Origin of the sequence: Aquabacter sp. (assembly GCF_965279295.1) — a bacterium.
Lineage (GTDB): Bacteria > Pseudomonadota > Alphaproteobacteria > Rhizobiales > Xanthobacteraceae > Aquabacter.
Window position 1 is genome coordinate 383305 of record NZ_CBDIHQ010000017.1, and the last position, 24125, is coordinate 407429.

The window sequence follows — 24125 nt, forward strand, 5'->3', positions numbered from 1 at the left end:
TCAGCGTCCGCCGCTGACCACAGGAGCGGAGCGGGTTTCGCCCAGGGCCACCCACAGGGCGGGGTCGCCCTGCGACTGGCGCTTCACATAGCGATAGCCGGTGTCCTGCCACGGCAGGATTTCCGCCGCCTGATTGTCCAGGATGAGATCGCCGCGATCGGTCACGACGGTGAGCACCGCGTGGCCGTCGCCGTCCTTGTCGCGCACTACCGTGATGAGAAGCACAGAGGCGGGCCAGCCCAGGCCGATCAGCGCCTTGCGCTTGGCCAGCACATAATCCTCGCAGTCACCCTTGCCGTCGGTCGGGTAGGCCCAGCGCTCGGTTTCGCCGTAATGCTCAAGGTCGGTCATCGGCTCGATGTCCGCGTTCAGCTTGTTGTTCACCCGCTCAAGCTGGGTCAGGTGCGCCTTGTCGAGGGAGACCTCGAACACAATGTCGCCGTTCGCGGTGCAGTCGGCCGCATTCTCGGAGCAGAAGCGCACATAGCCGATGGGCGGGGAACTGGCCCCCGTTGCGCGCAGGTGATCCTGAAGCGGTGCCGGCGTCAGCGCCGCGTAACGCTCTGCGGCGGCAACGCCCGCGGTACCCGCCAGAAGCAGGCCGAAGGTCATAAGCAGGCGAAGGGGGAGCGGCATGGCAGCAATCGCATCTCGGTTAACGATTCGATAATGCCCGATGATCGCCGCATTTGCGCCGTCAACCAGTTCTTAACGTTAATGCCGTGTGCAGTGCACGCAAGAGCATTACTGCAACACTTCGGTAGGGAATCGATTCGGCATTCCGGCTTTCGGCTTTTCGTGTCGCCGCTGGCCCGTGTTTCCACTTTCCGGTGTTTCCGCTTGCCCGCCCGCCACCGGGCGCCTATGTGCGGGAGGTGCACGATCCCTTCGATCCGCGCCGCGCGCCCTCCAGGCAGCCGGCCTTCAATATTCCCGGCATAATCGCGCTGCTTGCCGGCGCCATGGCCGCGATCCAATTGGTGCGTAGCGCACTCAGCGAAGCCGCGAACGTCGAAATCCTTGCACTCTTCTCCTTCATTCCGGCGCGCTATGACCGGGTGCCGGAATTCGATCTGCCGGGCGGCCTCGGGGCTGAAATCTGGAGCTTCGTCACCTACGCACTGCTGCATGGCGGCTGGATGCATCTCGGCGTCAATATGGTGTGGATGCTGGCTTTCGCCTCACCCGTGGCGCGCCGATTCGGGCATGCGCGGTTTCTTCTATTCTGTGGAGTGACGGCGATCGCGGGCGCGCTCGCGCACCTCGCCTCCTATCCCAGCGCCATGGTGCCGATGATCGGCGCCTCCGCCGTGGTCTCGGGGGCGATGGCGGCGGCGGTGCGATTTGCCTTCGCGCCGGGTGGTCCGCTCGGCCCGCCGGGCCGGTTCCGCACTGACCGCCAGCCGGCGGTTTCGCTCATCGAAGCCTTCAAGGACAAGCGTGTCCTGGTTTTCGTCGGCGTCTGGGTGGTCCTCAACGTGCTGTTCGGCGTCGGAATTTCCATGCCGGGCACCGAGGGTGAGGAGATCGCCTGGCAGGCGCATATGGGCGGCTTCTTCGCCGGCCTGCTGCTGTTCTCCTTCTTTGATCCCGTCCCGCCCGCGTCCAAGGACGCCGCGTTCCGGTCTTGAACTTTTCCAAATGAAGGTTGCGGTTCTGCCCAGTCGGAGGGATCATTGCCCTAAAGGCAAAGGTCGGTCGTCGGCGCGCAGGATGTCTGTGCCGTGGGGCGACCCTCGATAGCGCCTAAAAAGGGAGCGGAGACAAGCCATGAGCGTCAGCATCCTGTTACAGCGCAAGACCGGGAGCATCGTTACGATCTCCCCCGATGCGTCCCTCAACGACGCCGTCGCGAGCCTCGCTTCGCATCGCATCGGTGCCATCGTCGCGGTCGGCCCGACCGGGCGGTTGGAGGGGATTCTTTCCGAGCGCGATCTGGTGCGAATCCTCGCCGAGAAGGGGCCGGATGTTCTCTCCACGCCCGTGTCCGCGGTGATGACACGCGCCGTGGTCACCTGCGCCCCGGACGAGACCATTCCCGTCATCATGGAGCGCATGACGCGCGGCCGTTTCCGCCATGTTCCCGTGGTGGACGGCGACAAGCTGATCGGCATCATTTCCATTGGCGACGTGGTGAAGCATCGCGTCGAGGAGATGGAGCGCGAAAGTGCGGAGTTGCGCGACTACATCATGACCGCCTGAGCGGTCCGCTCGTGAGCGTTGGCGCGCCTGCGGCTATCGCAGCGCCTCAATGGCCAGCTTGATCTCGTCGACCATCCGCTCGGCTGCCTCCGCGCCCGCGTCGATAGCATCCTGCGCGCGGTGGAAATCGAACAGGCCGATCTTGCCGAGCTTCGGCGAAATGGTGACATCGGGCGGATCGCCAGCTAGCCGCGACCGGGCAATCCGGTCCTGCATCACGTTGAACGCGTCGATCATCACCGCCGAGATGGCTTTGGGGCCATCCGTCGGACCGGGCAGGAAGCCGCCGCGCAGCAGGAGATCCGGCCGCAGCATGCGGGCAAGCCCGTGCTTCTTGCGTTCCACCACGGCCTCGGCGGTGGTGGCGATGGGGCCGCCATGGTCCTGGATCACGGTGCCCCGGCCGAACACCTCGGCATTCAAATTCACCGCGATGACGATGCGTCCGCCGAGCGCGCGCGCCGCCGAGACTGGGATCGGGTTCACCAGCGCGCCGTCCATCAGCCAACGCCCGCTCACCTTCACCGGCGTGAAGATGCCTGGCAGGCAATACGAGGCATGTATCGCATCGGCGAGATTGCCGCGCGTCAGCCAGATCTCATGCCCGGTTCCCAGTTCCGTGGCGATGGCGCTGAACGTGACCGCCATGTCCTCGATATCGATGGTGCCAATTTCCGCGCGAAGCTGATCCAGCAGGCGCCTGCCATTCATCAGGCCGGGCGCGCCGATGGCCGGATCGATGAGCCGCAGGATGCCGCGCTTGGTGAGCTTCAGCGCCCAGGCTTCCATGGCATCCAGATGCCCCGCCGCCCAGACGCCGCCCACCGCCGCGCCGATGGATGTGCCGGCGATGACCGAGGGCCGGATACCATGGCGCTCCAACACCCGCAGGACGCCGATATGGGCCAAGCCGCGCGCCGCGCCGCCGCCGAGCGCCAGTGCGATGCTCGGACCGCCGGGATGATCTGCAGTCCAGGCCGGGGCTTGAGTCTTGAGGCGCGGCGCGGGTTGGGGACTATTTCCGCTGGCGGCACCGGAGGGGTCGACCGGCCGGCCGAGCAGGTTGAAGCCATGGAACATGAACGCCTCCACGCACACACCGCGCCCTACATGCCTGAAGCGTGTATGCGCTTGATGACGGAAGCGTGGCCGGAGCCGGAAGTTCCCCGAAACCATCGCGGGATCAGGTATTTTGCGGTGTCTTTCCGCCACCCGCGCGGTAGACCTCAGCGGGGTCGAAGCGCGGCGTGTCGCCGGTGAAGGCAAGCTGTGCCGCCGCGCCCGGGGCGGTGCCGAGCGGAATGCGGCGATAGAAGCAGGAGCGCCGCCCGGTGTGGCAGGCGGCGCCTGTGCCGCCCATCTCCACCTTCAGAAGCACGGCGTCCTGGTCGCAGTCCACCAGCAACTCCTTCACCGTCTGGACGTGGCCGGAGCTTTCCCCCTTCTTCCAGAGCTTCTGCCGCGAGCGGCTGAAATAGTGCGCCTCTCCGGTCTCGATGGTGCGGGCGAGAGCCTCGGCATTCATGTGCGCAAGCATCAGCACCTCGCCGGTCGCCGCGTCCACGGCGATGGCGGTGACGAGGCCAGCGGCATCGAAGCGCGGGGCGAGGCGGGTGCCTTCCTCAAGGTCGTGCGCACCGGCGCTCACGCCGAATGTGGGCGTCTGTGTCATGGAACTCTGCCCTCGGGGCGATGCGGCGCCTCAGGAGCGGGCGCGCAGCATGGTAATGAAGCGCACCTGCTCGGCGGGATCGTCGCGGAAGGCGCCGGTGAACTGGCTGGTGAGGGTGGAAACCCCGGCCTTGGCGATGCCGCGCATCGCCATGCACATATGCTCCGCTTCGATCAGCACCGCGACGCCGCGCGGCTTCAACGCCTCGTCGAGCGCCTGGACAATCTGAGAGGTCAGATGCTCCTGGGTCTGGAGGCGGCGGGCGTAGACGTCCACCACGCGGGCGATCTTGGAGAGGCCGACCACCCGTTCCACCGGGAAATAGGCGACATGCGCCTTGCCCACGAACGGCACCATGTGATGTTCGCAATGCGAATAGAACGGAATGTTCCGCAGCAGCACGAAGTCGTCGAACGTGCCGATTTCGCCGAACGTGCGCCCAAGAATCTCCTCGGCATCGTGGCCGTAGCCGGCATAAAGCTCGTCATAGGCCTTGATGACGCGTCGGGGGGTATCGAGAAGGCCCTCGCGCGTCGGGTTCTCTCCGATATAGGCGAGCAGGGTGCGAACCGCCTCTTCAGCCTGTTCCTGGGTCGGGCGCGTGCCAGCTTCGCCGGGCTGCGCGCTCCGCAGCTCACCAGCTTCTAGTTCGGCCTGTGCCTTCAACAGCTTCACCACCGCGTCCATGCCCAACTCCGTCCGACCCACCCCTGCGGGCGAGCGTATCGCCGGTGTCGGCTGCGCATGCGCGATCACCGTAATCCTATCCCCGCCGGTCATCCCGCCCTGCGGTCTTGGCGTCCATCCTGCTGGGCGTGAGCCCCATCGTTCCAGACGCAGCGCGGCGTCTTCCGCCCGCGCATCTTGAACTTATATAAGAGGGGCGGCAGGCAGCCGCAAATGCATGTTTTGCTTACCTCCCATGCCACGAACCGCAGGAATGCGGGCTCCGGCGTGGCGGCGACAGATGAACCGGCCATGATTAACGACGTTTACAATTCGCGCATTCTCTCGCTGGCGGCGGACATTCCCCGTCTCGGCCGATTGGCGACGCCCGGCGCCACCGCCACCGCCCATTCGCGCCTGTGCGGGTCCACCGTGATCGTAGACCTCTCGCTGGACGGCGACACGGTGGCCGATTTCGCTCATGAGGTGCGCGCCTGCGCGCTGGGGCAGGCCTCCTCCTCCATCATGGCGCGCCATGTGGTGGGCGCCAAGGTGGAGGAGCTTCGCGCCGTCCGCGAGGCGATGCGAAAGATGCTGAAGGAGAATGGCCCGGCGCCTGTGGGGCGCTGGGCCGATCTTGAGGTTCTGGAGCCGGTGCGGGACTACAAGGCCCGCCATGCCTCCACCCTCCTCACCTTCGATGCCGTGGTGGACGCCATCGACCAGATCGAGGCAGGGCGACGCCCCGCTGGGGCGAGCGCCGCGAAGACGTGACTATTTGGCCGTCGCGGCGGCCGGCTGCCGCGCCACAGGTATAGCCGGTGCTGGGGCTGCTAGCGGAGGCAGGCCGAGTAGGCCGCGAAGCTCCGTGCTGGCGGCCTTGAAGTCTTCCTTGAACTGCTTGTTGTCGAGCATGAAGGCGGCGATGACCGTTCCGGCAATTCGCCCGGCTTCCACGTCGCTGGGATAGTGGACGCCCGCAATGGCCCGCTCGAAACCGAATTGAGCGCCGCGTTCGTAAAGCGCGACCGCCTTCTCCGGCACCATATTGGCGAGGATGACGGCGGTTCCAGCCCCGAATGTCGCGTGCCCGCTGGGATAGGAGAAGCTGTTCTCCGGCGGCACGATGAGCTTCACTTCCGGGAATGCGGTGTAGGGACGGATCCGCTGCCAATGCGCCTTCGCGGCATAGAAGATGACACCGCCATCCTTGAACGCCTTGTCGACGAGAGCGTGGGTCAGAGGGGCGCGCTCTTTCGTGACGTCGACGCCCAGAACCTCCATAAAGTTCGTCAGGGAACGGGCCACGTCGGCATTGGCTTGCGCCACCTGTGCGGGGGTGCGGGACGCCTGCAGCGCGAGCAGAATGCGCAGGTCTTCGCGGGTCGTGGCCGAGTCGGGGGCGGGCGCCGGCGCCAGGACTTTGGTGAGGTCGAGTTGGTCCGGGCGGATATACGGCTCATCGCCGGCCAAGGCGCCGGAGAGGGAGAAGCAAAGCGCGAGCGTGGCGAGAAGCCAGCGAGCCATCATGGAAAAGCCCCCGAACATCAGTTTATGGATCGTGTCATGACACCTGCGCCCCTTCATAGGCAAGATCGAACACGTTTTGGCGACAGCTTGAGCCGCCTTCCGCGCCGCGTGCTGCGCGCGCCAATCCTTGTCTATCGCTACACGCTCTCCGCTTTCATGGGGCGGCAGTGCCGCTATCTCCCGACCTGCTCGGAATATGCCGACACCGCGATTTCCCAGCACGGCGCCTGGGCCGGGGGGTGGATGGCGACAGCGCGGTTGTGCCGCTGCCACCCATGGGGCGGCCATGGGTTCGACCCTGTGCCGCAATGCCTCCCAGCAGGGGGGCGATGGGATCGGCCATGGCGATATGGGCTCTGGCGCCAACCGCCGGAAGATACCCCCAACGCGACACCCTGATCCGGCTGCCAAGCTGGACGCGGCGCGCTTCAGCTTTTAGAGAACGCCCATCAACCAATACGCCTACCTGCCTGGTGTGCAGGAGTGGGCCGGAGAAGAAGACATGATCCACCTGACGTTCCCCGACGGCGCCGTGCGCGAATATGCGATGGGCACCTCGGGCGCCGACATCGCTGGCGCTATCTCCAAGTCGCTTGCGAAGAAGGCGGTTGCGGTGACCCTCGACGGGACGCTCGCCGATCTGTCCGAGCCGATCACGCGGGATGCCCGCATCGAGATTGTGACCCGCGACGACGATCGCGCACTGGAACTCATCCGGCACGATGCCGCGCATGTGCTCGCCGAAGCGGTACAGGATCTTTATCCCGGCACCCAGGTGACGATCGGCCCGGTGATCGAGAACGGCTTCTATTACGACTTCGCCCGCAACGAGCCCTTCACCACCGATGACCTGCCGAAGATCGAGGCGAAGATGCGCGAGATCATCGCGCGCGACCGCCCGTTCACGCGCGAGATCTGGTCGCGCGACAAGGCCAAGAACGTCTTCGCAGAGAAGGGCGAGGCCTTCAAGGTCCAACTGGTGGATGCCATTCCCGAGGGCCAGGATCTCAAGATCTATTACCAGGGCGACTGGTTCGACCTGTGCCGTGGCCCGCACATGCCTTCCACCGGCAAGGTGGGCAACGCCTTCAAGCTGATGAAGGTGGCTGGCGCCTATTGGCGCGGCGACAGCAACAATCCCATGCTGACCCGCATTTATGGCACCGCTTGGCACGATCAGGCGGCGCTGGACGGCTATCTCCACCGCCTGGAAGAAGCCGAGAAGCGCGATCACCGCCGCCTCGGGCGGGAGATGGACCTGTTTCACTTCCAGGAGGAAGGGCCGGGTACGGTGTTCTGGCATCCCAAGGGCTGGACGCTGTTCCAGGAACTGGTCGCCTACATGCGCCGCCGCCTGAAGGCCGACTATGACGAGGTCAACGCCCCGCAGGTGCTGGACAAGTCGCTGTGGGAGACCTCCGGCCATTGGGGCTGGTACAAGGAAAACATGTTCAAGGTTCAGTCGGCGGGGGACGACACCGACGACGAGCGCGTGTTCGCCCTCAAGCCCATGAACTGCCCCGGCCATGTGCAGATCTTCAAGCACGGGCTGAAATCCTATCGCGACCTGCCCATGCGCCTCGCCGAGTTCGGCGCGGTGCATCGCTATGAGCCCTCCGGCGCTTTGCACGGGCTGATGCGCGTGCGCGGCTTTACCCAGGACGACGCCCACATCTTCTGCACAGAGGAGCAGATGGCGGCCGAGTGCCTGAAGATCAACGATCTGATCCTCTCCACCTATGCCGATTTCGGCTTCGAGGAGATCATCGTGAAGCTCTCCACCCGCCCGGAAAAGCGGGTAGGTTCGGACGCGGTGTGGGACCATGCCGAGGAGGTGATGGGCCGCGTTCTCAAGCAGATCGAGGAACAGTCCGGCGGCAAGATCAAGACCGGCATCCTGCCCGGCGAGGGCGCGTTCTACGGGCCGAAGTTCGAATACACCCTGGCGGACGCGATCGGCCGCGAATGGCAGTGCGGCACCACCCAGGTGGACTTCAACCTGCCGGAGCGGTTCGGCGCCTTTTATGTCGACGCCGACGGCCAGAAGAAGACGCCGGTGATGATACACCGCGCCATCTGTGGCTCCATGGAGCGTTTCACCGGCATCCTGATCGAGCATTTCGCCGGCCACTTCCCGCTCTGGCTGGCGCCGACGCAGGTGGTCGTGACGACCATCACCTCGGACGCGGACGCGTACGCGGAAGACATGGCCGCCGCCGCGCGGGCGCTCGATCTGCGGGTGGATCTCGATCTTCGCAATCAGAAGATCAATTACAAGGTCCGCGAGCACTCCCTTGCCAAGGTTCCGGTTCTGCTTGTCGCCGGCAAGAAGGAAGCAGCGGAGCGCACGGTGTCGATCCGGCGCCTCGGCTCCAGCGAGCAGGTCTCCATGCCGCTGGACGCCGCCCTGGCGATGCTGGCGGACGAGGCCGTGCCGCCGGATATGAAGCGCCGTTTCGCGCGTTCCCAGGCGGCCTGAAGGCCGGCCAGCGTGTCATGAGCCGATGCCGGGGGCCTGTCCGGCATCGGCCGCCGCGCTTTTCTCGGTTGGGGCGATTTTTGCCGCCACAACCAATGCGGTCGCTTCCACCTCCGAACGCCTATGGCATGCACTGGGATTCGACATTGGCGTCGAGGTGGTGGGGTTGCGATGAACAAAATGGCTTTGGTCCTGATGATCTTGGGGCTTATGACCGCCAGTCGCGTTGCCGGTGCGCAAGCCCAGTCGGTGAGCGTGCCGATTGGCGGCTTCTTCGTCGGCGGCGGGGTCAGCTTCAACTCCACCCGCTACAAGGACCAACGGCCCACGGCTACGACGCCATCGGCATCCTGAGCGCTACTTGACCGGCGGCTCGACTTCGCAGGCGCTGACGGTCTCGAGCAACAAGACGTTCTGATCCGGCCGCCACGCGCGCACCGCTCGGCGCCTATTTCAGGATGACTTCCACTTCGGCGTCTTGTCCGGCCTCGACCTTGAAGTCGCGGCTGAGGGTGCGGCCGTCGTTGCGGGCGAAGGCGACATAGTCGCCTTCGGTCAGCACGAAGCGCGGGAAGGCACCAATGGATTCCTTGATGGTGTCGCCGCCGGGCGTGGTGACGGTCCACTGCGTGTCGGCCAAGGCCTCGCCGCCGGCCTGTTTCACCAGCTTCAGCGTGATCTGCGCGGCGCGGTGGTGAACCATGGCGTCGGTGAGCTTGCCGGCCTGAACCGCAACGTCCGCGCGCACCACGGCGTTGGCGTCCCCGTAGGTGGAGACCACATGATAGGTGCCCTCCGGCAGCAGCACCACCTCGCCCCCGTTCGCCCCGCGATAATAAGGCTGGGTCGAGGTGCGCCCCTGGAGGAAGGAACCCTCGAAAATGTCGAAGGTCACGCGCTGTGGGGGTATCGGCTTGTTCTCGACGTCCGCCTGAAGGCGCAGGCCGCCGGCGGGCAGGGTGAACGCCTCGCGGCGGGAGGCTGTGCCCATCTGCACGCGCTGTGCCGTGGAGGCGAAGCCATAGGTGGCGTGCACGACATAGCCGCCTGGATTGAGCAGGAACACAGGGAAGGGCTCGGCGCTTTCCGCGACCAGGGGAAAGGCACCTGAGGCTTCCGGCGTGTCGGCGAAGACGCGCCATGTGACCCCGCGCGGGATTGGCGCGCCATCGGCGCCGAATCTGGCATAGGCGCCCAGCGCCGCTTTACCGGCGGGCGGCTGTGGCAGCACGGCATGGGGCTCGCGGCCCGCGGGGGCGGCGGCGCCCGGACGCCCGCTGTTGGGTGGGGGCGGGCCGAAACTGTCGGAGGGGACCGCCGAGGAGCCGCCGATAAACGGCATGGTCTGCGCCTGCGCCACGCCGAGCGGCAGCAGCACGAGCAGGAGAGCCAGAAATGCACGGCGGACACACAGGAGAGCACGCATGCTGTTGAGGTGCATCGAAACGGCGGCGGTTTCAAGTCACCGCAACGTCAGCGCAAAAGGATGAGGTGCATGCGGCGACCAGCCTTTGGTGCGTGGCAGCGGCGTGATAGAGCATCCCTTGAATGACAATGCCGGCTCAGTCGGTGGCATCGCCCGCCGCTTTCGCCGCGTCGCCAAGGTTGTTTCATGCCTGATGCCATCGAATTGCTTCTGACCCGCCGGTCCACACGGATCATCGATTTCATCGAACCCGGTCCCGATGATTGCGAACTGAAAACCCTCCTGACCATCGCCTCCCGCGTGCCGGATCATGGCAAGCTCGCGCCCTGGCGCTTCATCCTGTTCAAGGGGGAGGCCCGCGTACGCGTTGGGGATGCGCTGGCCGACGTGCTGATCGAGGTCGAGCCGGCAGCGGGCGAGCGACGGATCGAGGACGAGCGCAAGCGTTTCACGCGTGCGCCTCTGGTGGTAGCCATTGTCTCAAAGGCGGCGCCACATGGGAAGATTCCGGAATGGGAGCAGGTTCTCTCTTCTGCTGCGGTGGCGCAGAACATGCTCGTCGCCGCCGCCGCGCTGGGATACGGCGCGACCTGGCTCACTGAGTGGCCGTCCTACGAGCCCAAGGCGCGCGCCGTGCTGGGCTTGGCCGAACACGAGCGCATTGCCGGCTTCATCTATGTGGGCACCGCTCTCCAGAAGATGGAGGACCGCCCGCGTCCGTCGCTGGAAGAAATCGTCACCTATTTTTGAGAGTTCGCCCGATGTTTTATGAACCGTCCAAGCGCGATCACGGCCTGCCTTTCACGCCGATCAAGGCCATCGTTGCGCCGCGACCGATCGGCTGGATTTCCACACTGACGCCGGACGGCGTGGCGAATCTCGCGCCCTATTCCTTCTTCAACCTTATTTCCGAGGACCCGACGCTGGTGATGTTCTCCTCCATGGGGCGCAAGCACAGCGTCGCCAATGCGGAGGCGACGGGGGAGTTCGTTTGCAATATCGCGACGCTGGACCTGATCGATGCGGTGAACAATTCCGCGGCTGAGCTTCCACCCCATGAGAGCGAATTCGACCATTCGGGGATCGAGGCCGCACCCTCCCGGCTCGTGAAGCCTCCGCGTGTTGCTGCAGCGCCGTGCGCGCTGGAATGCGTCTATGTCGAGACCATCCAGCCCAAGGATCGCCACGGCAAAGTGTCCAACCGCTTTATGGTGATCGGCGAAGTGGTGGGGGTCTATGTGAACGAGGCTGTGATCCGTGACGGGCGGGTGGACACCGCGCTCATCGGCGCGCTCGCCCGCTGCGGCTATCGCGACTATTCCGCCGTGTCGGACCTGATCGAGCTGATACGGCCCGGCGAAAAGGCGTAGAGGGGCGAGCGGGGATGCGGACGTTCGGCACTCGGGCGGAGGTTGCCAAGCAGCTTTTCGCGGCGGCCTTCGGCGTGCTGGCCGGAGAGAACCCCCTGCGCCGGCTGCGCAAGGCGCTGACGCTGCTTTCGGTGCCGGCGCCGCCCGTTCCAGGCGTCGACAAGGACGTACGGGATGCTGGCTTCCGGGTCGTGCGCTTCCCACCGCTCTTGCAGACCCAGGGGCCAGTCTGCCTGCTCGTCGCGTTGGCGCCGGATGGACGCTTCTTTCCCCATACTCTGCGCTTCTGCGCCGATCTCAGGCGATCCGGACTGAAGCTGGTGCTGATCGCGGTGACCGACCGCCCGGACCTTGCCTGCCTCGACCCCGGACCTGACGTGGCTGATGCGGTGGTGGTGCGGGAGAACCATGGCTATGATTTCTCCGCCTGGGCCTCAACGCTTCGCCATCTGCCGGAGATATGGAGCGCCCCGGAAATTTGGTTCGTCAACGACAGCGTTTATCATTCCACGGCTCCTCTCGCTGCCGCCGTGGAGCAGGTGCGCACGCATCAGGCCGATGTGGTTGGGATGACCGGCAGCGGTGAGATCGCCCCCCATTTCCAGAGCTATTTCTTTGTGCTGAAGGCAGCGGCGCTGCGCAATCCCGGCGTCCGCCGCTTCTGGGACGAGGTTCGTTCCCTCGGCGACAAGGACCAGGTGATCCGCGACTATGAGGTCGGGCAGAAGGCCGCGTTGGATACGGCGGGGCTGAGCATCGGCATCCTGTTTCCGGCGTCAGGCGCGGGAGGCGACAACCAGTTGCACCATGGCTGGCGCACCCTGCTGGGCGCGGGGTTTCCCTTCGTGAAGGTGCAGCTTCTGCGCGACAATCCCTATGGGGCGGACCTGTCCGGCTGGCGGGGCGAAATGGCCGGGAAAGGCTTCGAGATGCCCGAGATCGCCTTCCATCTCGGCGCCCGGCCGAATGGCGCTGCCGCGCTGCTGGAATTGCGCTGAGCCTTGCGGGGCTCGCCCTAGCTAGTAGACGAACTGCTCCCGCAGAATGCGTTCTTCCAGCCCATGGTCGGGATCGAACAGCATGGTCGCCGCGGAGGTGGTGTCGAGCCGGGCGGACACCGAGACCACGTTGCGAACTTCGAAATGGTCGGCCACCGCACTCACCGGCCGCTTGATGTCTTCCAGCACCACGATGTCGATGCGCCCCTTGTCCGGGATCAGCGCCCCACGCCAACGGCGCGGGCGAAACGGGGAAATAGGGGTGAGCGCCAGAAGCGAAGTGCCGAGCGGCAGGATCGGGCCGTGAGCGGAGAGATTATAGGCGGTCGAGCCGGCCGGGGTCGCGACGATGATGCCATCGCAGATCAACTCCTCCAGCCGAACCCTGTCATCGATGGAGATGCGCAGCTTGCTCGCCTGATAGGTCTGGCGAAACAGCGCCACCTCGTTGAACGCCGGCGCGCTATAGGTCGCCCCGTCCTGGTCCACCGCCTCCATCATCAGGGGGTGGATTTCCACCTGAACGGCGCTGGCGAGGCGCTCTGGAAGCCGATCCTCGCGATAGGTGTTCATGAGGAACCCCACCGAGCCGCGATGCATGCCGTAGATCGGCACCCCACGGCCACGGAAGTTGTGAAGCGTCTGGAGCATCATTCCGTCGCCGCCGAGGGCGACGATCACGTCGGCTTCGTCCTCGCCGGCGTTGCCGTAGCGGTTTGAAAGCCGTTGCCGCGCCGTCTCGGCTTCTGGGCTCGATGCCGCGACGAAAGCAATCCGGGACACGGACACGGCGGGCTCGCTCATCAAGACGGCCGCCTCGCGGCTCCTCTCCGGCGCCCAAAGCGACGCCCTGTCTTCGTATCGGTCGGCAACCGGCTTGTCGAGGCGCGTCCCGCGTCCCATTCTCGGGCGGGCCGACCGGAGAGGCTCGCTGAATGAATGCGCCGACAGAGCTGAAGCTGGTCTATTCCACCTTTCCATCGCTCGCGTCAGCAGAGGCGGTCGCGCGGGTGGTCGTGGAGGCACGCCTCGCCGCGTGCGGCAATATCCTGCCCTCCATGGTCTCCTTTTACGAATGGCAGGGAGTGATGGAGCGGGCGGAGGAAGTTGTGCTGCTGCTCAAGACCACGGCCGCGCTGGCGCCGCAGGTCATGGCGCGGGTGAAGGCTGAGCATCCTTACGAGGTGCCCGCCATCCTGCTGCTGCCAGTGGAGGGGGCGGACGCGGCGTTCGCGGCCTGGGTGGTGGCGCAGACTGGACATGGAGACGGATGAGAGCCGCTTCGGGGCAGATTGTTCCAGCCTGAAATCCGACCTGTCAGGCTAAGCTCGCGTTCGCTAAGTTCCGAGCCGGGGAAATGCGAGGGCGTGATCATGAGGGGGGAGCTTTTCGGGGGCGGGAGCTTTGTGTTCGGCGCCATGGGCGCTTTGCTGGCGGGCTTACCCGCCTTTGCGCAATCAAGTCCCTGGGACCCAATCATTACCAATTCAAATTGGTATGTGACCGTTCCGCAAATGCTGGCCTATGCCGCGCCCAGCACGTCGTTCGCCAATCCAATGCCGATCGGGGACCAGACGCTGTGGAGCCTGGGCACATCCACCAATGGCAATTTCACCGGCACCTCTTCCGCCGAACTCGCCATCGGCCCCATCTCCACCACATCGGATTCCGATATCCAGGGCTACGTCACTCCCTCCGGCCAGATCACCATGGTCTTCACACCGACCACAGGCGGAGCCACCACCATAGGCCTCGGCCAGATGGTGGAACGTGGCGGCGTGACCGAGATGGAAATGCAGATGATCACCGGCACAAGTCTGCTGGTGAGTCATTGGGCGTATATGGTGCCCTACGATCCCCAGACCTTCACGCCACCCGCCGCGCAGGTGGTGCCGAGCAACGCCTCGCCGCAATGGGCCTGGACCGCAGGTACCCCCTGGCGGATCGTGAGCCCCGGCCTGTTCGGCGCCCCGGGCGCCGGTACGCTCGTCATCACCAATTACAAGAGTGGATATTTCTGGGGTACGGGGATTGGCCCCGGCGGCGCGTCGGCGGGCACCTATACTCTGCTCGGGTCGATCACGCCCGAGGGGCGTGTGCTGTTCAACATCATCCAAGGCGGTGCACTGATCAGCCTGTATGGCGGCATCGAGGGCGATGCCTCAGCCGCGCAGATGCTGCTCGGCACCTATGATTCAAGCGCCATTTTCACCGGGGACATCAGCTATATTTCGGTGGTCCGCCCGTATTCCGAAACCGTAGCGGTGCTGAACAATCCCGCGGCGCTAGGTGCGGCGGGGGTGCTTTATGGCGTGGCGGGCAGTTCCGAGGGTCTGTTCGGCTCGCTGGCGCCCGCCATCGCGGTGTTAAACAATCTCAGCGGTGCCGCGCTCTCCACCGCCATAAGCCAGACGCTGCCCGTGCTGGCGGGGGCGGGCGCGCAAGCGACCTATGCCACGCAGCGTGCCCTCCAGCAGGTCATCATGACGCGGCTGGATACGGTCCACGGTCCAGATGCGCCGGGCGCGGAACGCAATGCCTGGATGCGCCCCTTCGGTGCCTTTGCCGACCAAGGTTCGGTCGGCGGCGTCGCTGGCTATAGTGCCAGCGGCGGCGGCATCGCGGCGGGTGTCGACACCGAACTGACGCCGGGGTTCGCGCTGGGCGGCGTGTTCGCCTATTCCCACACCGCGATTACCGGCGGCAACGATGCGGTGCCCAACAGCCTCGGCATCGACACCTACCAACTCGGCCTTTACGGCGCCTATTCATTGACGCCGGACCTCGACCTCAACGCTCAGCTCGATCTCGGCCTTAACCGCAACAATGCGAGCCGTTCCATCGCCTTTATGGGCTCCACTGCAACGGCTGACTACGATGGCACCACCGGCCATGCCGGCATCGGTCTGAAGAAGACCTTCACGCTCGCGCCGGGTGTAACCCTCGCTCCGATCCTGCGGCTCGACTACGCGCAGGTCTATGCCGACGCCTATGCCGAAAGCGGCGCAGGTGCGCTGGACCTTTCGGTGGGCTCCCAGACCTACAGGGAATTGATGCTCACGGCTGGCCTCAAAGGCACCTACCAGATCGCCGACCGCATCCTGCTCACGGCCAACGCAGGCGTCGGCTACAACACATTGCAGAATCAGACGCAGATATTCGCCAACTATGCCGGCGGCGGAGGCGGTTTCGCGACCTATGGCCTCGATGTCTCGCCCTGGCTTTATACAGCTGGTATCGGCCTGGTGGGCATGCGCACCGGCGCCCTCGATCTCAGCATGCACTATGATCTGGAGGCCAGCACATCGGGCTTCCTGAATCAGGTCGGCTCGCTGACCCTGAAAATCAAAATGTGAGGGGCATCCCCCTCCCGCCTTCGGGAGGGGGCGCGGGTGGCTTATCGTGCGACGGTGCACTCGATCTGGCCGTGGGGCTCGTTCGTGGGCAGGAAGACGACATTGTCGTTATCGAGATCGAACGGCTTCAGGTTGATCAGCAGATAATGCTTGTTCGGGCAGGCCATTGAGATGTCGATCATCTCCGGCACCTGCGCCAGCACCGCTTGGCCCATGCGGTAAAGGCTGTCCTGAACGCTTTCGGAGAAGGTGGTCGCGAACACCTCGATCATGGTGGTGAGGATGGCGGCGTTGGTGGCCTTGTAGTCTTCGGGCGCCGTGCTCCACCGCCAGCTTGCTTCCATCGCCGTCGCGCAGATGCGGTCGCGGGTTTCCTTGATGGTGGTGTAGGTGTCGAGGGCATAATTGTCCCAGGCGGATTCCGTGGTCTTCATGAAGGTGAAGCCCGCGATTCCCGAGGTGACCTCCATGCCGGTGCGCGTCGCGAACACTTTGGCGAACGGCTTGCCGTTGGAATCCAGCGTGAACGAAATCGGGTGGGGCGTTCCGCCGATGGAGAGGCGGTTCCATTTGGTCTCGTGTGCCGTCACGGTGGTGGTATCGACCTGTGGGTAGGTCTCCAGGATTTTTGTCGCGACCGCGGCGCAGAATTCCTCATTGTCGGCGCCGAGGTTTTCGCGTGCAACCACGTTGACGACATTCTTGATGGTGTCGGTGGAGACCATCTTGGAATTGTCGGCGTTGACGAAGGCCCCGGCGAAATCGCCGGTGATCATCGCCTGTACGGTAAGTTCGCGAACCTCGTGCTGATCACCATCCCGCTTGACCCGCAGGACCCGCACGCGGCCTTTGCCATATGTCTTGCTGACCAAAGTCATGTCGTTCACCTCTGGGTTTGGTTTTTTGAAAGGGGGCGTTGGCCGCCCCGCATTGTGTCTTGTGGCACGCCGTGCGCGCTGATCTCGATCAGGACAGGAGGTCGACCAGGGAGCGGGCGATCACGCGGGTCGCCAGGGAGAGGTCGGAAAGCCGCAGCTTCTCGTCGGCGCGATGGCCGTTGGCTTCCTCGATGGTGCGGGGGCCTGCGCCATAGAGCACCACGGGAAAGCCCGCCTCCGCATAGAGCCGCGCGTCGGTGTAGAGCGGCACGCCCTTGGCAGGGATTTCCTCGCCGAGAACATCGGCGGCGTTACGCCGGATGACGTCGGAAATCTTCAGGGCGGCATCATCGGGCACCAGCGGGCGGGCCAGCAAGATGCGGCGGATCGAGACGCGGGCCTTGGGGAATACCGCCGCGCCTTGTTCGATCACCGCGCGCACTTCGGCTTCCACGCCCTCCGGATTTTCCTCCGGCACGATCCGGCGGTCGAGGCGGAAGGTGACGCGGTCCGGCACAACATTGGTGTTGATGCCGCCGGAAATCAGCCCAACCGTGATCTGCGGCGAGCCGATGCCGGTGACTTCGGAGACCGTGGCCTTCAGCGTATCGCGATAGGCATAGATGCTGGACAAAATAGCGGTCGCCGCTTCCAGCGCGTCGACGCCGGTGAAGGGCAGGGCGGCATGGGCCGACTTGCCGGCGACCTCCACCTCCAGGTGCAGGCAGCCGTTATGGGCCACCACCACCGCATAGGAGAAGCCGGCCGACACGACATAATCCGGCTTGGTCAGTTTTTCATCGATCAGGAAGCCGGGGCCGACCTCGCCGCCGATTTCCTCGTCATAGGTGAAATGCAGTTCCACCGTTCCGTTCAAGGGCAGGCCTGACCGCTTAAGCGCGTCCAGCGCGAAGGCATAGGTGGCGAAGTCGGACTTGGAGACGGCGGCACCGCGCCCATACATCTCGCCATCGACGATGGCCGCGCCATAGGGGTCCTGGGTCCAGCCCTCGCCGGGGGGAACCACGTCGCCATGGGCGTTGAGGGCAATGGTGGGGCCTTCACCGAAACGATGGCGCACAACAAGGTTGGTGGCGGAAATCATTCCCGCCGCGCGGGCGCGGGCTTCCGGCACCGTGTGGCGTTCCACTTCATAGCCCAGGCCTTCGAGCAATTCCGCCGTGCGCGTGGCATGGGCGGCGCAGTCACCGGGGGGATTGTCCGAGGGGACCTTCACCAATTCCGCGAGGAAGCTCCGCTGCGCCTCCTCGCGCTCGGCGATGAGGGTATCGAGACGGGTTGCCTCGGTGGAATTCATGGGTGCTGTCCTTCCAGGCCCCAGCGTCAGCGGGGCAACACACCATGGATAATGCACTGCGCCATAACCGCAACGGCATAAGGCAGGACGCCGCGGTGCGCCGGCCCGCTGCGTCCTTTTTATCTGCTCAGGGAGACTTCGGTGCCGGGCGCGAAATCACCGATGCGGTCCCCGCCGATACGCCGTCGCTGGGCGTCGCCGTGCCCGCCCCGGTGGGACGCGAAGGGGTGGTCGGGACGATGGAGGGCGGAACAGCCTGGGGCGCTGCCGGCGGCGGTGGGGTGGGTGCCACGGCCGCCTGGCTCGCAGGCGCGGGCGGCTGGGGTTGGGCAGGCGGCTCGGCGGGCACGGCCGGCACGGGTGCGGGCGTCACTGCTTCCGGTGCGGCGGTGACAGGCGCGGCAGGGGCCGGGGCGGCTTCCGGCTGTGCGAGTTCGATATCCAATGGTCGGGGCTTCGGCAGCGGTGGAGTGATCGGCACAGGCGCGCCCGGCGGGGTGCGGGCGGCGAGCGGTCCGGGCGGGGGTGGGGCGCCGTAGGGCCGATAGGCGCCCTGCGGCGGGCCGCCATAGGCTGGGCCGAGCGGCTGGACGCGGCCGGTGAAGGCGTCCACCGAGAGCGTGACTGGGCCGGCGGACGAAACGGCACTCAGAAAATAGCTGCGCCCCGACAGCGATGGCCGACCCACCTGCCCATAGCCGAGACCGGCGACGATATTGCGCACCTCGCCCGGCGGGAGCATTCCGGGGGCGCCATAGGCGGGGGGCGGGGCATAGGTCCGGGGCGGCGGGCCGTAATAGCCAGGCGGATATGCGTAATAATATTGCGCGGCGGCCGGCCCGCTGACCGCGCAGGCTGCGGCCGCCATAACCGCGAACACGGCGCGGGACGAAAAAGAAAAGCCCATGGCTGCGTCCCGTTGCGAAAAACCTTAACGCAGAGTTAAGCCCGCCATTGAGGCACGGATGCGGCTCGTGTGCAGACTGGCGCGAAGATCGGCAATTCCTGCGGCGTCGCAACACCATTGCGCCGCACGCGCTCCCACCGTACCGTTCTTGCGCAGGGATGCTCGTCCACGCAATTTACGCAGGTCTGCCTCCGTCGAATGCATGGCGGCGGCCTTGTGGGCGTGCCGCTTTTCTGTCATGTTCCGCGAAATAGGGCAGTCATGCTGCCCTATCATTCGCACAGTCCAGCTTGGATCGGCGGGCATCTCTCTAGGGATGCGCGCTTTTCCGTGCCTGCGGCCGGTGACGTGGTGCGAGAGTTGCAAGGGACAGGGCGTAAGCTCGGCTATAGGAGAGGGCACAGCGATGTCGACGGATCGCATGGACTATATGGGCGCACGCATGGTGCCTGGATCCGCCCCCGCCAAAGACCCGGCGATTTTCGGTCGTCCTGAGGCGTTCGGCCTGTTTGACCCAGCGCACGAGCACGATGCCTGCGGCGTCGGCTTTATCGCCGATATCAAGGGCCGCAAGTCCCACAAGATCGTCGAGGACGGTCTTCAGATCCTTCTGAACCTTGAGCATCGTGGTGCGGTGGGCGCGGACCCGCGCGCCGGCGACGGTGCCGGCATGCTAGTGCAGATTCCCCATCGCTTCTTCGCCAAGGAAGCTGCCCGCCTCGGCTTCTCACTGCCCGAGCCCGGCAAGTATGCGGTTGGCCACATCTTCCTGCCGCGCGATCCCGAGGGGCAGGAGATCGTCCGCGCAGCCTTCGAGCGCGTGATCGCCGAGGAGGGCTTGTCTCTGATCGGCTGGCGGGACGTGCCCACTGACAATTCCTCCCTCGGCTTCAGTGTGCTTCCGACCGAGCCGAACCATGTCCAGGTCTTCATCGGCTGCGGCGACGGCGTGTGCGAGGAGGATACGTTCGAGCGCCGCCTGTTCGTGCTGCGCAAGGTGATTTCCAACGCCATCTATGATGCGCGTGACCCGCGCACGGCCGGCTATTATCCGGTGTCCCTGTCGTGCCGCACCCTTGTCTACAAGGGCATGTTCCTTGCAGACCAGCTGGGCGCCTATTACGCTGACCTGCACGATCCGGACTTCGAGAGCGCGCTCGCCCTGGTGCATCAGCGCTTCTCCACCAACACCTTCCCGGCGTGGCCGCTGGCCCACCCCTACCGGATGGTCGCCCATAACGGCGAGATCAACACCCTGCGTGGCAACGTCAACTGGATGGCGGCACGGCAGGCATCGGTGGATTCGGAGCTGATCGGCTCCGACATCTCGAAGCTTTGGCCGATTTCCTACGAGGGGCAGTCGGACACCGCCTGCTTCGACAACGCGCTCGAATTCCTGACCCAGGGCGGCTACTCGCTGTCCCACGCGGCCATGATGTTGGTGCCAGAGGCCTGGGCCGGCAATCCGCTCATGGATGAGGAGCGGCGCGCCTTCTACGAGTATCACGCGGCCATGATGGAGCCTTGGGACGGCCCGGCGGCCATCGTCGCCACCGACGGCCGCCAGATCGTCGCGACCCTCGACCGCAACGGCCTGCGTCCCGCGCGCTACATGGTGACGAGCGACGACATCATCGTGCTCGCCTCTGAAATGGGCGTGCTCACGCTGCCGGAAGAGAAGATCGTCACCAAGTGGCGCCTCCAGCCCGGCAAGATGCTGCTGGTTGACCTAGTGGAAGGCCGCCTCGTGCCCGACGAGGAGGTGAAGACCTCGCTCGCCCGCGCGCATCCCTACAAGGAATGGCTCAAGCACACCCAACTGGTGCTCGAGGAGCTTCGCCCCGTGGAGGCGCGCGAGGTGCGCACAGATGTGGCGCTGCTCGATCGCCAGCAGGCGTTCGGCTACACCCAGGAAGACATCAAGCTGCTGCTGCCCCCCATGGCCGTCACCGGCCAGGAGGCGGTTGGCTCCATGGGTACCGACACCCCGGTCTCGGTGCTCTCGGACAAGTCGAAGCTGCTCTACACCTATTTCAAGCAGAACTTCGCCCAGGTGACGAACCCGCCCATCGACCCGATCCGCGAGGAATTGGTCATGAGCCTGGTGTCGTTCATTGGTCCGCGCCCGAACATCTTCGACCTTGAGGGCAATGCCCGCCGCAAGCGGCTGGAGGTGCGCCAGCCGATCCTCACCAATGAGGACCTGGAGAAGATCCGCTCCATCGGCATGATGGAGGAGCGGTTCGACACCCGCACGCTCGACATGACCTATCCCTCCGACAAGGGCGCCGCAGGCATGCCCGACGCGGTGGAGCGGCTGTGCGAGCGCGCCGAGGCGGCGGTCCACGGCGGCTACAACATCATCATCCTCTCCGACCGCATGACCGGGCCGGACCGTATCCCCATTCCGGCTTTGCTGGCCACGGCCGCCGTCCACCATCACCTGATCCGCAAGGGTTTGCGCACCTCGGTGGGCCTCGTGGTGGAAACCGGCGACGCCCGCGAAATCCACCATTTCGCGTGCCTCGCGGGCTATGGCGCGGAAGCCATCAACCCCTACCTCGCGTTCGAGACGCTGGTGGGTATGCGCGATGAGATCCCCGAAGAGGTGGACGACTACGAGATCGTCAAGCGTTACATCAAGTCCATCGACAAGGGGCTGCTGAAGGTGATGTCCAAGATGGGCATCTCCACCTACCAGTCCTATTGCGGCGCGCAGATCTTCGACGCGGTCGGCATCAACTCCGAGCTGGTGAACAAGTATTTCTTCGGCACCGCCACCACCATTGAGGGCATCGGCCTGGCCGAGATCGCCGAGGAGACCGTGCGGCGCCACAAACTCGCCTTCTCCGATGCACCGATCTACCGGCTCGCGCTCGATGTCGGCGGCGAATATGCCTACCGTATCCGGGGCGAGGCCCACGCCTGGACGCCGGACAGCGTGTCGCTGCTCCAGCATGCCGTGCGCGGCAACGCACAGGACCGCTACCGCGAGTTCGCCAAGCTGATGAACGAGGACGAGACGTTGCTGAACGTCCGCTCACTGTTCCGCATCCGCACGGCGGAAGAGTTCGGCAACACCCCGGTGGACATCTCCGAGGTGGAATCGGCGGCCGACATCGTCAAGCGGTTCTCCACCGGCGCCATGTCGTTCGGCTCGATCTCGCGCGAGGCGCACACCACCCTCGCCATCGCCATGAACCGGATCGGCGGCAAGTCGAACACCGGCGAGGGCGGCGAAGAGGCGGAACGCTACGTGCCCATGGCCAATGGCGACAGCATGCGCTCGGCCATCAAGCAGGTGGCTTCGGGCCGTTTCGGCGTCACGGCGGAATATCTGGTCAATTCCGACGTCATGCAGATCAAGGTCGCGCAGGGTGCCAAGCCCGGCGAAGGCGGACAATTGCCCGGCCACAAGGTGGACGCGGTGATCGCCAAGGTGCGCCATTCCATGCCCGGCGTGGGTCTCATTTCCCCCCCGCCGCACCACGACATCTATTCCATCGAGGATCTGGCGCAGCTCATCTTCGACCTGAAGAACGTGAACCCCGACGCGGACGTGTCGGTGAAGCTCGTCTCCGAGGTCGGGGTGGGCACGGTCGCGGCGGGCGTCGCCAAGGCGCGCGCGGACCACATCACCATTTCCGGCTTCGAGGGCGGCACGGGCGCGAGCCCGCTGACCTCCCTGAAGCACGCCGGCTCGCCCTGGGAGATGGGCCTTGCCGAAACCCAGCAGACGCTGGTGGCCAACCGGCTGCGCGGGCGCATCGCTCTCCAGGTGGACGGCGGACTGCGCACCGGCAAGGACGTGGTGATCGGCGCGCTGCTGGGGGCCGACGAGTTCGGCTTCTCCACGGCGCCGCTCATTGCCGCCGGCTGCATCATGATGCGCAAGTGCCACCTGAACACCTGTCCGGTTGGCGTCGCCACCCAGGACCCGGTGCTGCGCAAGCGTTTCAAGGGCACGCCGGAGCACGTCATCAACTACTTCTTCTTCGTCGCGGAAGAAGTGCGGGAGATCATGGCGGAACTCGGCTTCCGCAACATGAACGAACTGGTCGGTCGCTCCGAGATCCTCGACCAGAAGGCCGCCATCGACCATTGGAAGGCGAAGGGGCTCGATTTTTCGCGCATCTTTGCCAAGCCAAACATGCCGCCGGAGGTTGCCACCCGCAACACCGAGCGCCAGCACCACCCGATCGAGAAGGTGCTTGACCGCACCCTCATCGTGAAGGCGGCGCCGGCTCTGGAGCGCGGCGAGAAGGTCGTCATCGAAAGCCCGATCCGCAGCGTCGATCGGTCCGTGGGCGCCATGCTCTCGGGCGCGGTGGCCAAGCGTTATGGCGGCGCCGGCCTGCCCGACGATACCATCGAGGTGCACCTTACCGGCACTGCGGGCCAGGCGTTCGGCGCCTTCCTCGCCGCCGGCGTGACGCTCAACCTTGTGGGTGAGGCCAACGACTATGTGGGCAAGGGCCTCTCGGGCGGACGCATCATCGTCCGTCCACCGGCCAACACCGCGATCGTGCCGGAAGACTCCATCATCGTCGGCAACACCGTGATGTATGGGGCGACCGAGGGCGAATGCTTCTTCCGGGGCATCGCGGGCGAACGCTTCGCAGTGCGCAATTCGGGGGCAATCGCCGTCGTTGAAGGCACAGGCGACCACGGCTGCGAATATATGACCGGCGGCATCGTCGTCGTGATCGGCCAGACCGGGCGGAATTTCGCGGCCGGCATGTCCGGTGGCGTCGCCTATGTGCTGGACGAGGACAAGAGCTTCGCGAAGCGTTGCAACCTCTCGATGGTCGATATCGAGCCCGTGGAGGAGGAGGAGGACCTGCTGGAACGCCTCCACCACCACGGCGGCGATCTTGAGTTCAAGGGGCGCATCGACGTGCAGGGCGACATGTCCCGCCATGATGAAGAGCGCTTGCACCAGCTCATCGCCAAGCATCTGCACCACACCGGCTCCGGTCGGGCGCAGAAGATTCTCGACAACTGGGCCGATTACCGCAGCAAATTCGTCAAGGTCATGCCGGTGGAATACCGCCGTGCTCTGCGCGAGATGGAAAAACTGCGCGGTCTTCAGGCGGCGGAATAGTTTCTCCGCTGTACTGAACCTCTCCCTCTACCGCTTGCGGGGGAGGGCCGGGGAGGGGGCTGACCCTGGAGCGATTTGGTGTTGTTCTAGTCATAAGGTCCGCCCGCAGCGATGCGGTGCTCGCTTCCAACCTTCCCCCGTAAGCGGGTGAAGGCTCCACGCTCACCAAAAATGAAGGCGCGGCGCTGTGCGTCATTGCATGGCACAAAAGCTGGCCAT

The 24125-nt window shown here is 65.2% G+C and carries 22 protein-coding genes; 12 read left to right on the plus strand and 10 right to left on the minus strand.

The features are described 5' to 3' along the window. Positions 1-636, minus strand: a complete 636-nt coding sequence (locus ADADO0_RS16425; RefSeq protein WP_511306253.1) for a transglutaminase-like cysteine peptidase — start codon at positions 634-636, stop codon at positions 1-3. 194 nt (positions 637-830) lie between these two features. Here ADADO0_RS16425 and ADADO0_RS16430 point away from each other — a divergent pair, with 194 nt between their 5' ends. Beyond that, the gene (locus tag ADADO0_RS16430; protein WP_511306254.1) at positions 831-1631 is read left to right on the plus strand and encodes a rhomboid family intramembrane serine protease; all 801 of its coding nucleotides are present in this window, start codon (positions 831-833) and stop codon (positions 1629-1631) included. A 139-nt stretch (positions 1632-1770) separates the two neighbouring features. Beyond that, positions 1771-2202, plus strand: coding sequence for a CBS domain-containing protein (locus tag ADADO0_RS16435; protein WP_511306255.1), 432 nt, complete (start codon positions 1771-1773; stop codon positions 2200-2202). A gap of 33 nt (positions 2203-2235) precedes the next feature. Here the strand turns inward: ADADO0_RS16435 and ADADO0_RS16440 are convergent, their stop codons facing one another. From ADADO0_RS16440 to folE, 3 genes are all read right to left on the minus strand, one after another. After that, positions 2236-3282, minus strand: a complete 1047-nt coding sequence (locus tag ADADO0_RS16440; RefSeq protein ID WP_511306256.1) for a patatin-like phospholipase family protein — start codon at positions 3280-3282, stop codon at positions 2236-2238. Between the two features lie 103 nt (positions 3283-3385). Next, the gene (gene hisI, locus ADADO0_RS16445; RefSeq protein WP_511306257.1) at positions 3386-3874 is read right to left on the minus strand and encodes a phosphoribosyl-AMP cyclohydrolase; all 489 of its coding nucleotides are present in this window, start codon (positions 3872-3874) and stop codon (positions 3386-3388) included. A gap of 30 nt (positions 3875-3904) precedes the next feature. Further along, entirely contained in the window at positions 3905-4561 is a 657-nt protein-coding gene (folE, locus tag ADADO0_RS16450; RefSeq protein WP_511306258.1) for a GTP cyclohydrolase I FolE, read from the minus strand. Between the two features lie 291 nt (positions 4562-4852). On the opposite strand from folE, the gene ADADO0_RS16455 reads away from it, so the two are divergent. Then, positions 4853-5314 carry an iron-sulfur cluster assembly scaffold protein gene (locus tag ADADO0_RS16455; RefSeq protein ID WP_511306259.1) on the plus strand — a complete coding sequence of 154 codons (462 nt, stop codon included), beginning with the start codon at positions 4853-4855 and terminating at the stop codon, positions 5312-5314. Here the strand turns inward: ADADO0_RS16455 and ADADO0_RS16460 are convergent, their stop codons facing one another. Further along, positions 5315-6070, minus strand: a complete 756-nt coding sequence (locus ADADO0_RS16460) for an acid phosphatase (protein WP_511306260.1) — start codon at positions 6068-6070, stop codon at positions 5315-5317. A 156-nt stretch (positions 6071-6226) separates the two neighbouring features. On the opposite strand from ADADO0_RS16460, the gene yidD reads away from it, so the two are divergent. The 3 genes from yidD to ADADO0_RS16475 all read left to right on the plus strand — a co-directional run bounded on the left by yidD (position 6227) and on the right by ADADO0_RS16475 (position 8903). Further along, positions 6227-6469 carry a membrane protein insertion efficiency factor YidD gene (gene yidD / locus ADADO0_RS16465; protein ID WP_511306551.1) on the plus strand — a complete coding sequence of 81 codons (243 nt, stop codon included), beginning with the start codon at positions 6227-6229 and terminating at the stop codon, positions 6467-6469. A 103-nt stretch (positions 6470-6572) separates the two neighbouring features. Continuing rightward, on the plus strand, positions 6573-8549 hold the full coding sequence (gene thrS / locus ADADO0_RS16470) for a threonine--tRNA ligase (RefSeq protein ID WP_511306261.1): 1977 nt from the start codon (positions 6573-6575) through the stop codon (positions 8547-8549). 210 nt (positions 8550-8759) lie between these two features. Next, complete coding sequence (locus ADADO0_RS16475) at positions 8760-8903, plus strand: hypothetical protein (RefSeq protein ID WP_511306556.1); 144 nt, start codon at positions 8760-8762, stop codon at positions 8901-8903. Positions 8904-8997: 94 nt separating this feature from the next. Here ADADO0_RS16475 and ADADO0_RS16480 read toward each other — a convergent pair whose 3' ends face one another. After that, complete coding sequence (locus tag ADADO0_RS16480) at positions 8998-9975, minus strand: RgsD C-terminal domain-containing protein (RefSeq protein ID WP_511306262.1); 978 nt, start codon at positions 9973-9975, stop codon at positions 8998-9000. A 186-nt stretch (positions 9976-10161) separates the two neighbouring features. Between ADADO0_RS16480 and ADADO0_RS16485 the strand changes: the two genes are divergently transcribed. Genes ADADO0_RS16485 through ADADO0_RS16495 form a run of 3 tightly spaced genes read left to right on the plus strand, consistent with a single transcriptional unit; the run spans position 10162 to position 12343 of the window. Further along, complete coding sequence (locus ADADO0_RS16485) at positions 10162-10725, plus strand: nitroreductase family protein (RefSeq protein WP_511306263.1); 564 nt, start codon at positions 10162-10164, stop codon at positions 10723-10725. Between the two features lie 11 nt (positions 10726-10736). After that, positions 10737-11345: a flavin reductase family protein gene (locus tag ADADO0_RS16490; protein ID WP_511306264.1), complete on the plus strand. Its 609-nt coding sequence runs from the start codon at positions 10737-10739 to the stop codon at positions 11343-11345. A gap of 14 nt (positions 11346-11359) precedes the next feature. Continuing rightward, positions 11360-12343, plus strand: coding sequence for a rhamnan synthesis F family protein (locus tag ADADO0_RS16495; protein WP_511306265.1), 984 nt, complete (start codon positions 11360-11362; stop codon positions 12341-12343). Positions 12344-12364: 21 nt separating this feature from the next. Here the strand turns inward: ADADO0_RS16495 and ADADO0_RS16500 are convergent, their stop codons facing one another. Then, positions 12365-13147, minus strand: coding sequence for an NAD kinase (locus tag ADADO0_RS16500; protein ID WP_511306266.1), 783 nt, complete (start codon positions 13145-13147; stop codon positions 12365-12367). A gap of 131 nt (positions 13148-13278) precedes the next feature. Here ADADO0_RS16500 and cutA point away from each other — a divergent pair, with 131 nt between their 5' ends. Beyond that, positions 13279-13617, plus strand: a complete 339-nt coding sequence (cutA, locus tag ADADO0_RS16505) for a divalent-cation tolerance protein CutA (protein WP_511306267.1) — start codon at positions 13279-13281, stop codon at positions 13615-13617. A gap of 225 nt (positions 13618-13842) precedes the next feature. Beyond that, positions 13843-15699, plus strand: a complete 1857-nt coding sequence (locus ADADO0_RS16510; protein ID WP_511306268.1) for an autotransporter family protein — start codon at positions 13843-13845, stop codon at positions 15697-15699. 41 nt (positions 15700-15740) lie between these two features. On the opposite strand, the gene pucL is transcribed toward ADADO0_RS16510, so the two are convergent. The 3 genes from pucL to ADADO0_RS16525 all read right to left on the minus strand — a co-directional run bounded on the left by pucL (position 15741) and on the right by ADADO0_RS16525 (position 18802). Beyond that, positions 15741-16577, minus strand: coding sequence for a factor-independent urate hydroxylase (gene pucL / locus ADADO0_RS16515; protein ID WP_511306269.1), 837 nt, complete (start codon positions 16575-16577; stop codon positions 15741-15743). 88 nt (positions 16578-16665) lie between these two features. Continuing rightward, positions 16666-17895 (minus strand): ArgE/DapE family deacylase, encoded by a 1230-nt coding sequence (locus tag ADADO0_RS16520; RefSeq protein ID WP_511306270.1) that lies wholly within the window; start codon positions 17893-17895, stop codon positions 16666-16668. Between the two features lie 127 nt (positions 17896-18022). Beyond that, the gene (locus ADADO0_RS16525) at positions 18023-18802 is read right to left on the minus strand and encodes a hypothetical protein (protein ID WP_511306271.1); all 780 of its coding nucleotides are present in this window, start codon (positions 18800-18802) and stop codon (positions 18023-18025) included. A 442-nt stretch (positions 18803-19244) separates the two neighbouring features. Here ADADO0_RS16525 and gltB point away from each other — a divergent pair, with 442 nt between their 5' ends. Continuing rightward, positions 19245-23906 carry a glutamate synthase large subunit gene (gene gltB / locus ADADO0_RS16530; RefSeq protein ID WP_511306552.1) on the plus strand — a complete coding sequence of 1554 codons (4662 nt, stop codon included), beginning with the start codon at positions 19245-19247 and terminating at the stop codon, positions 23904-23906. Positions 23907-24125 lie beyond the last annotated feature (219 nt).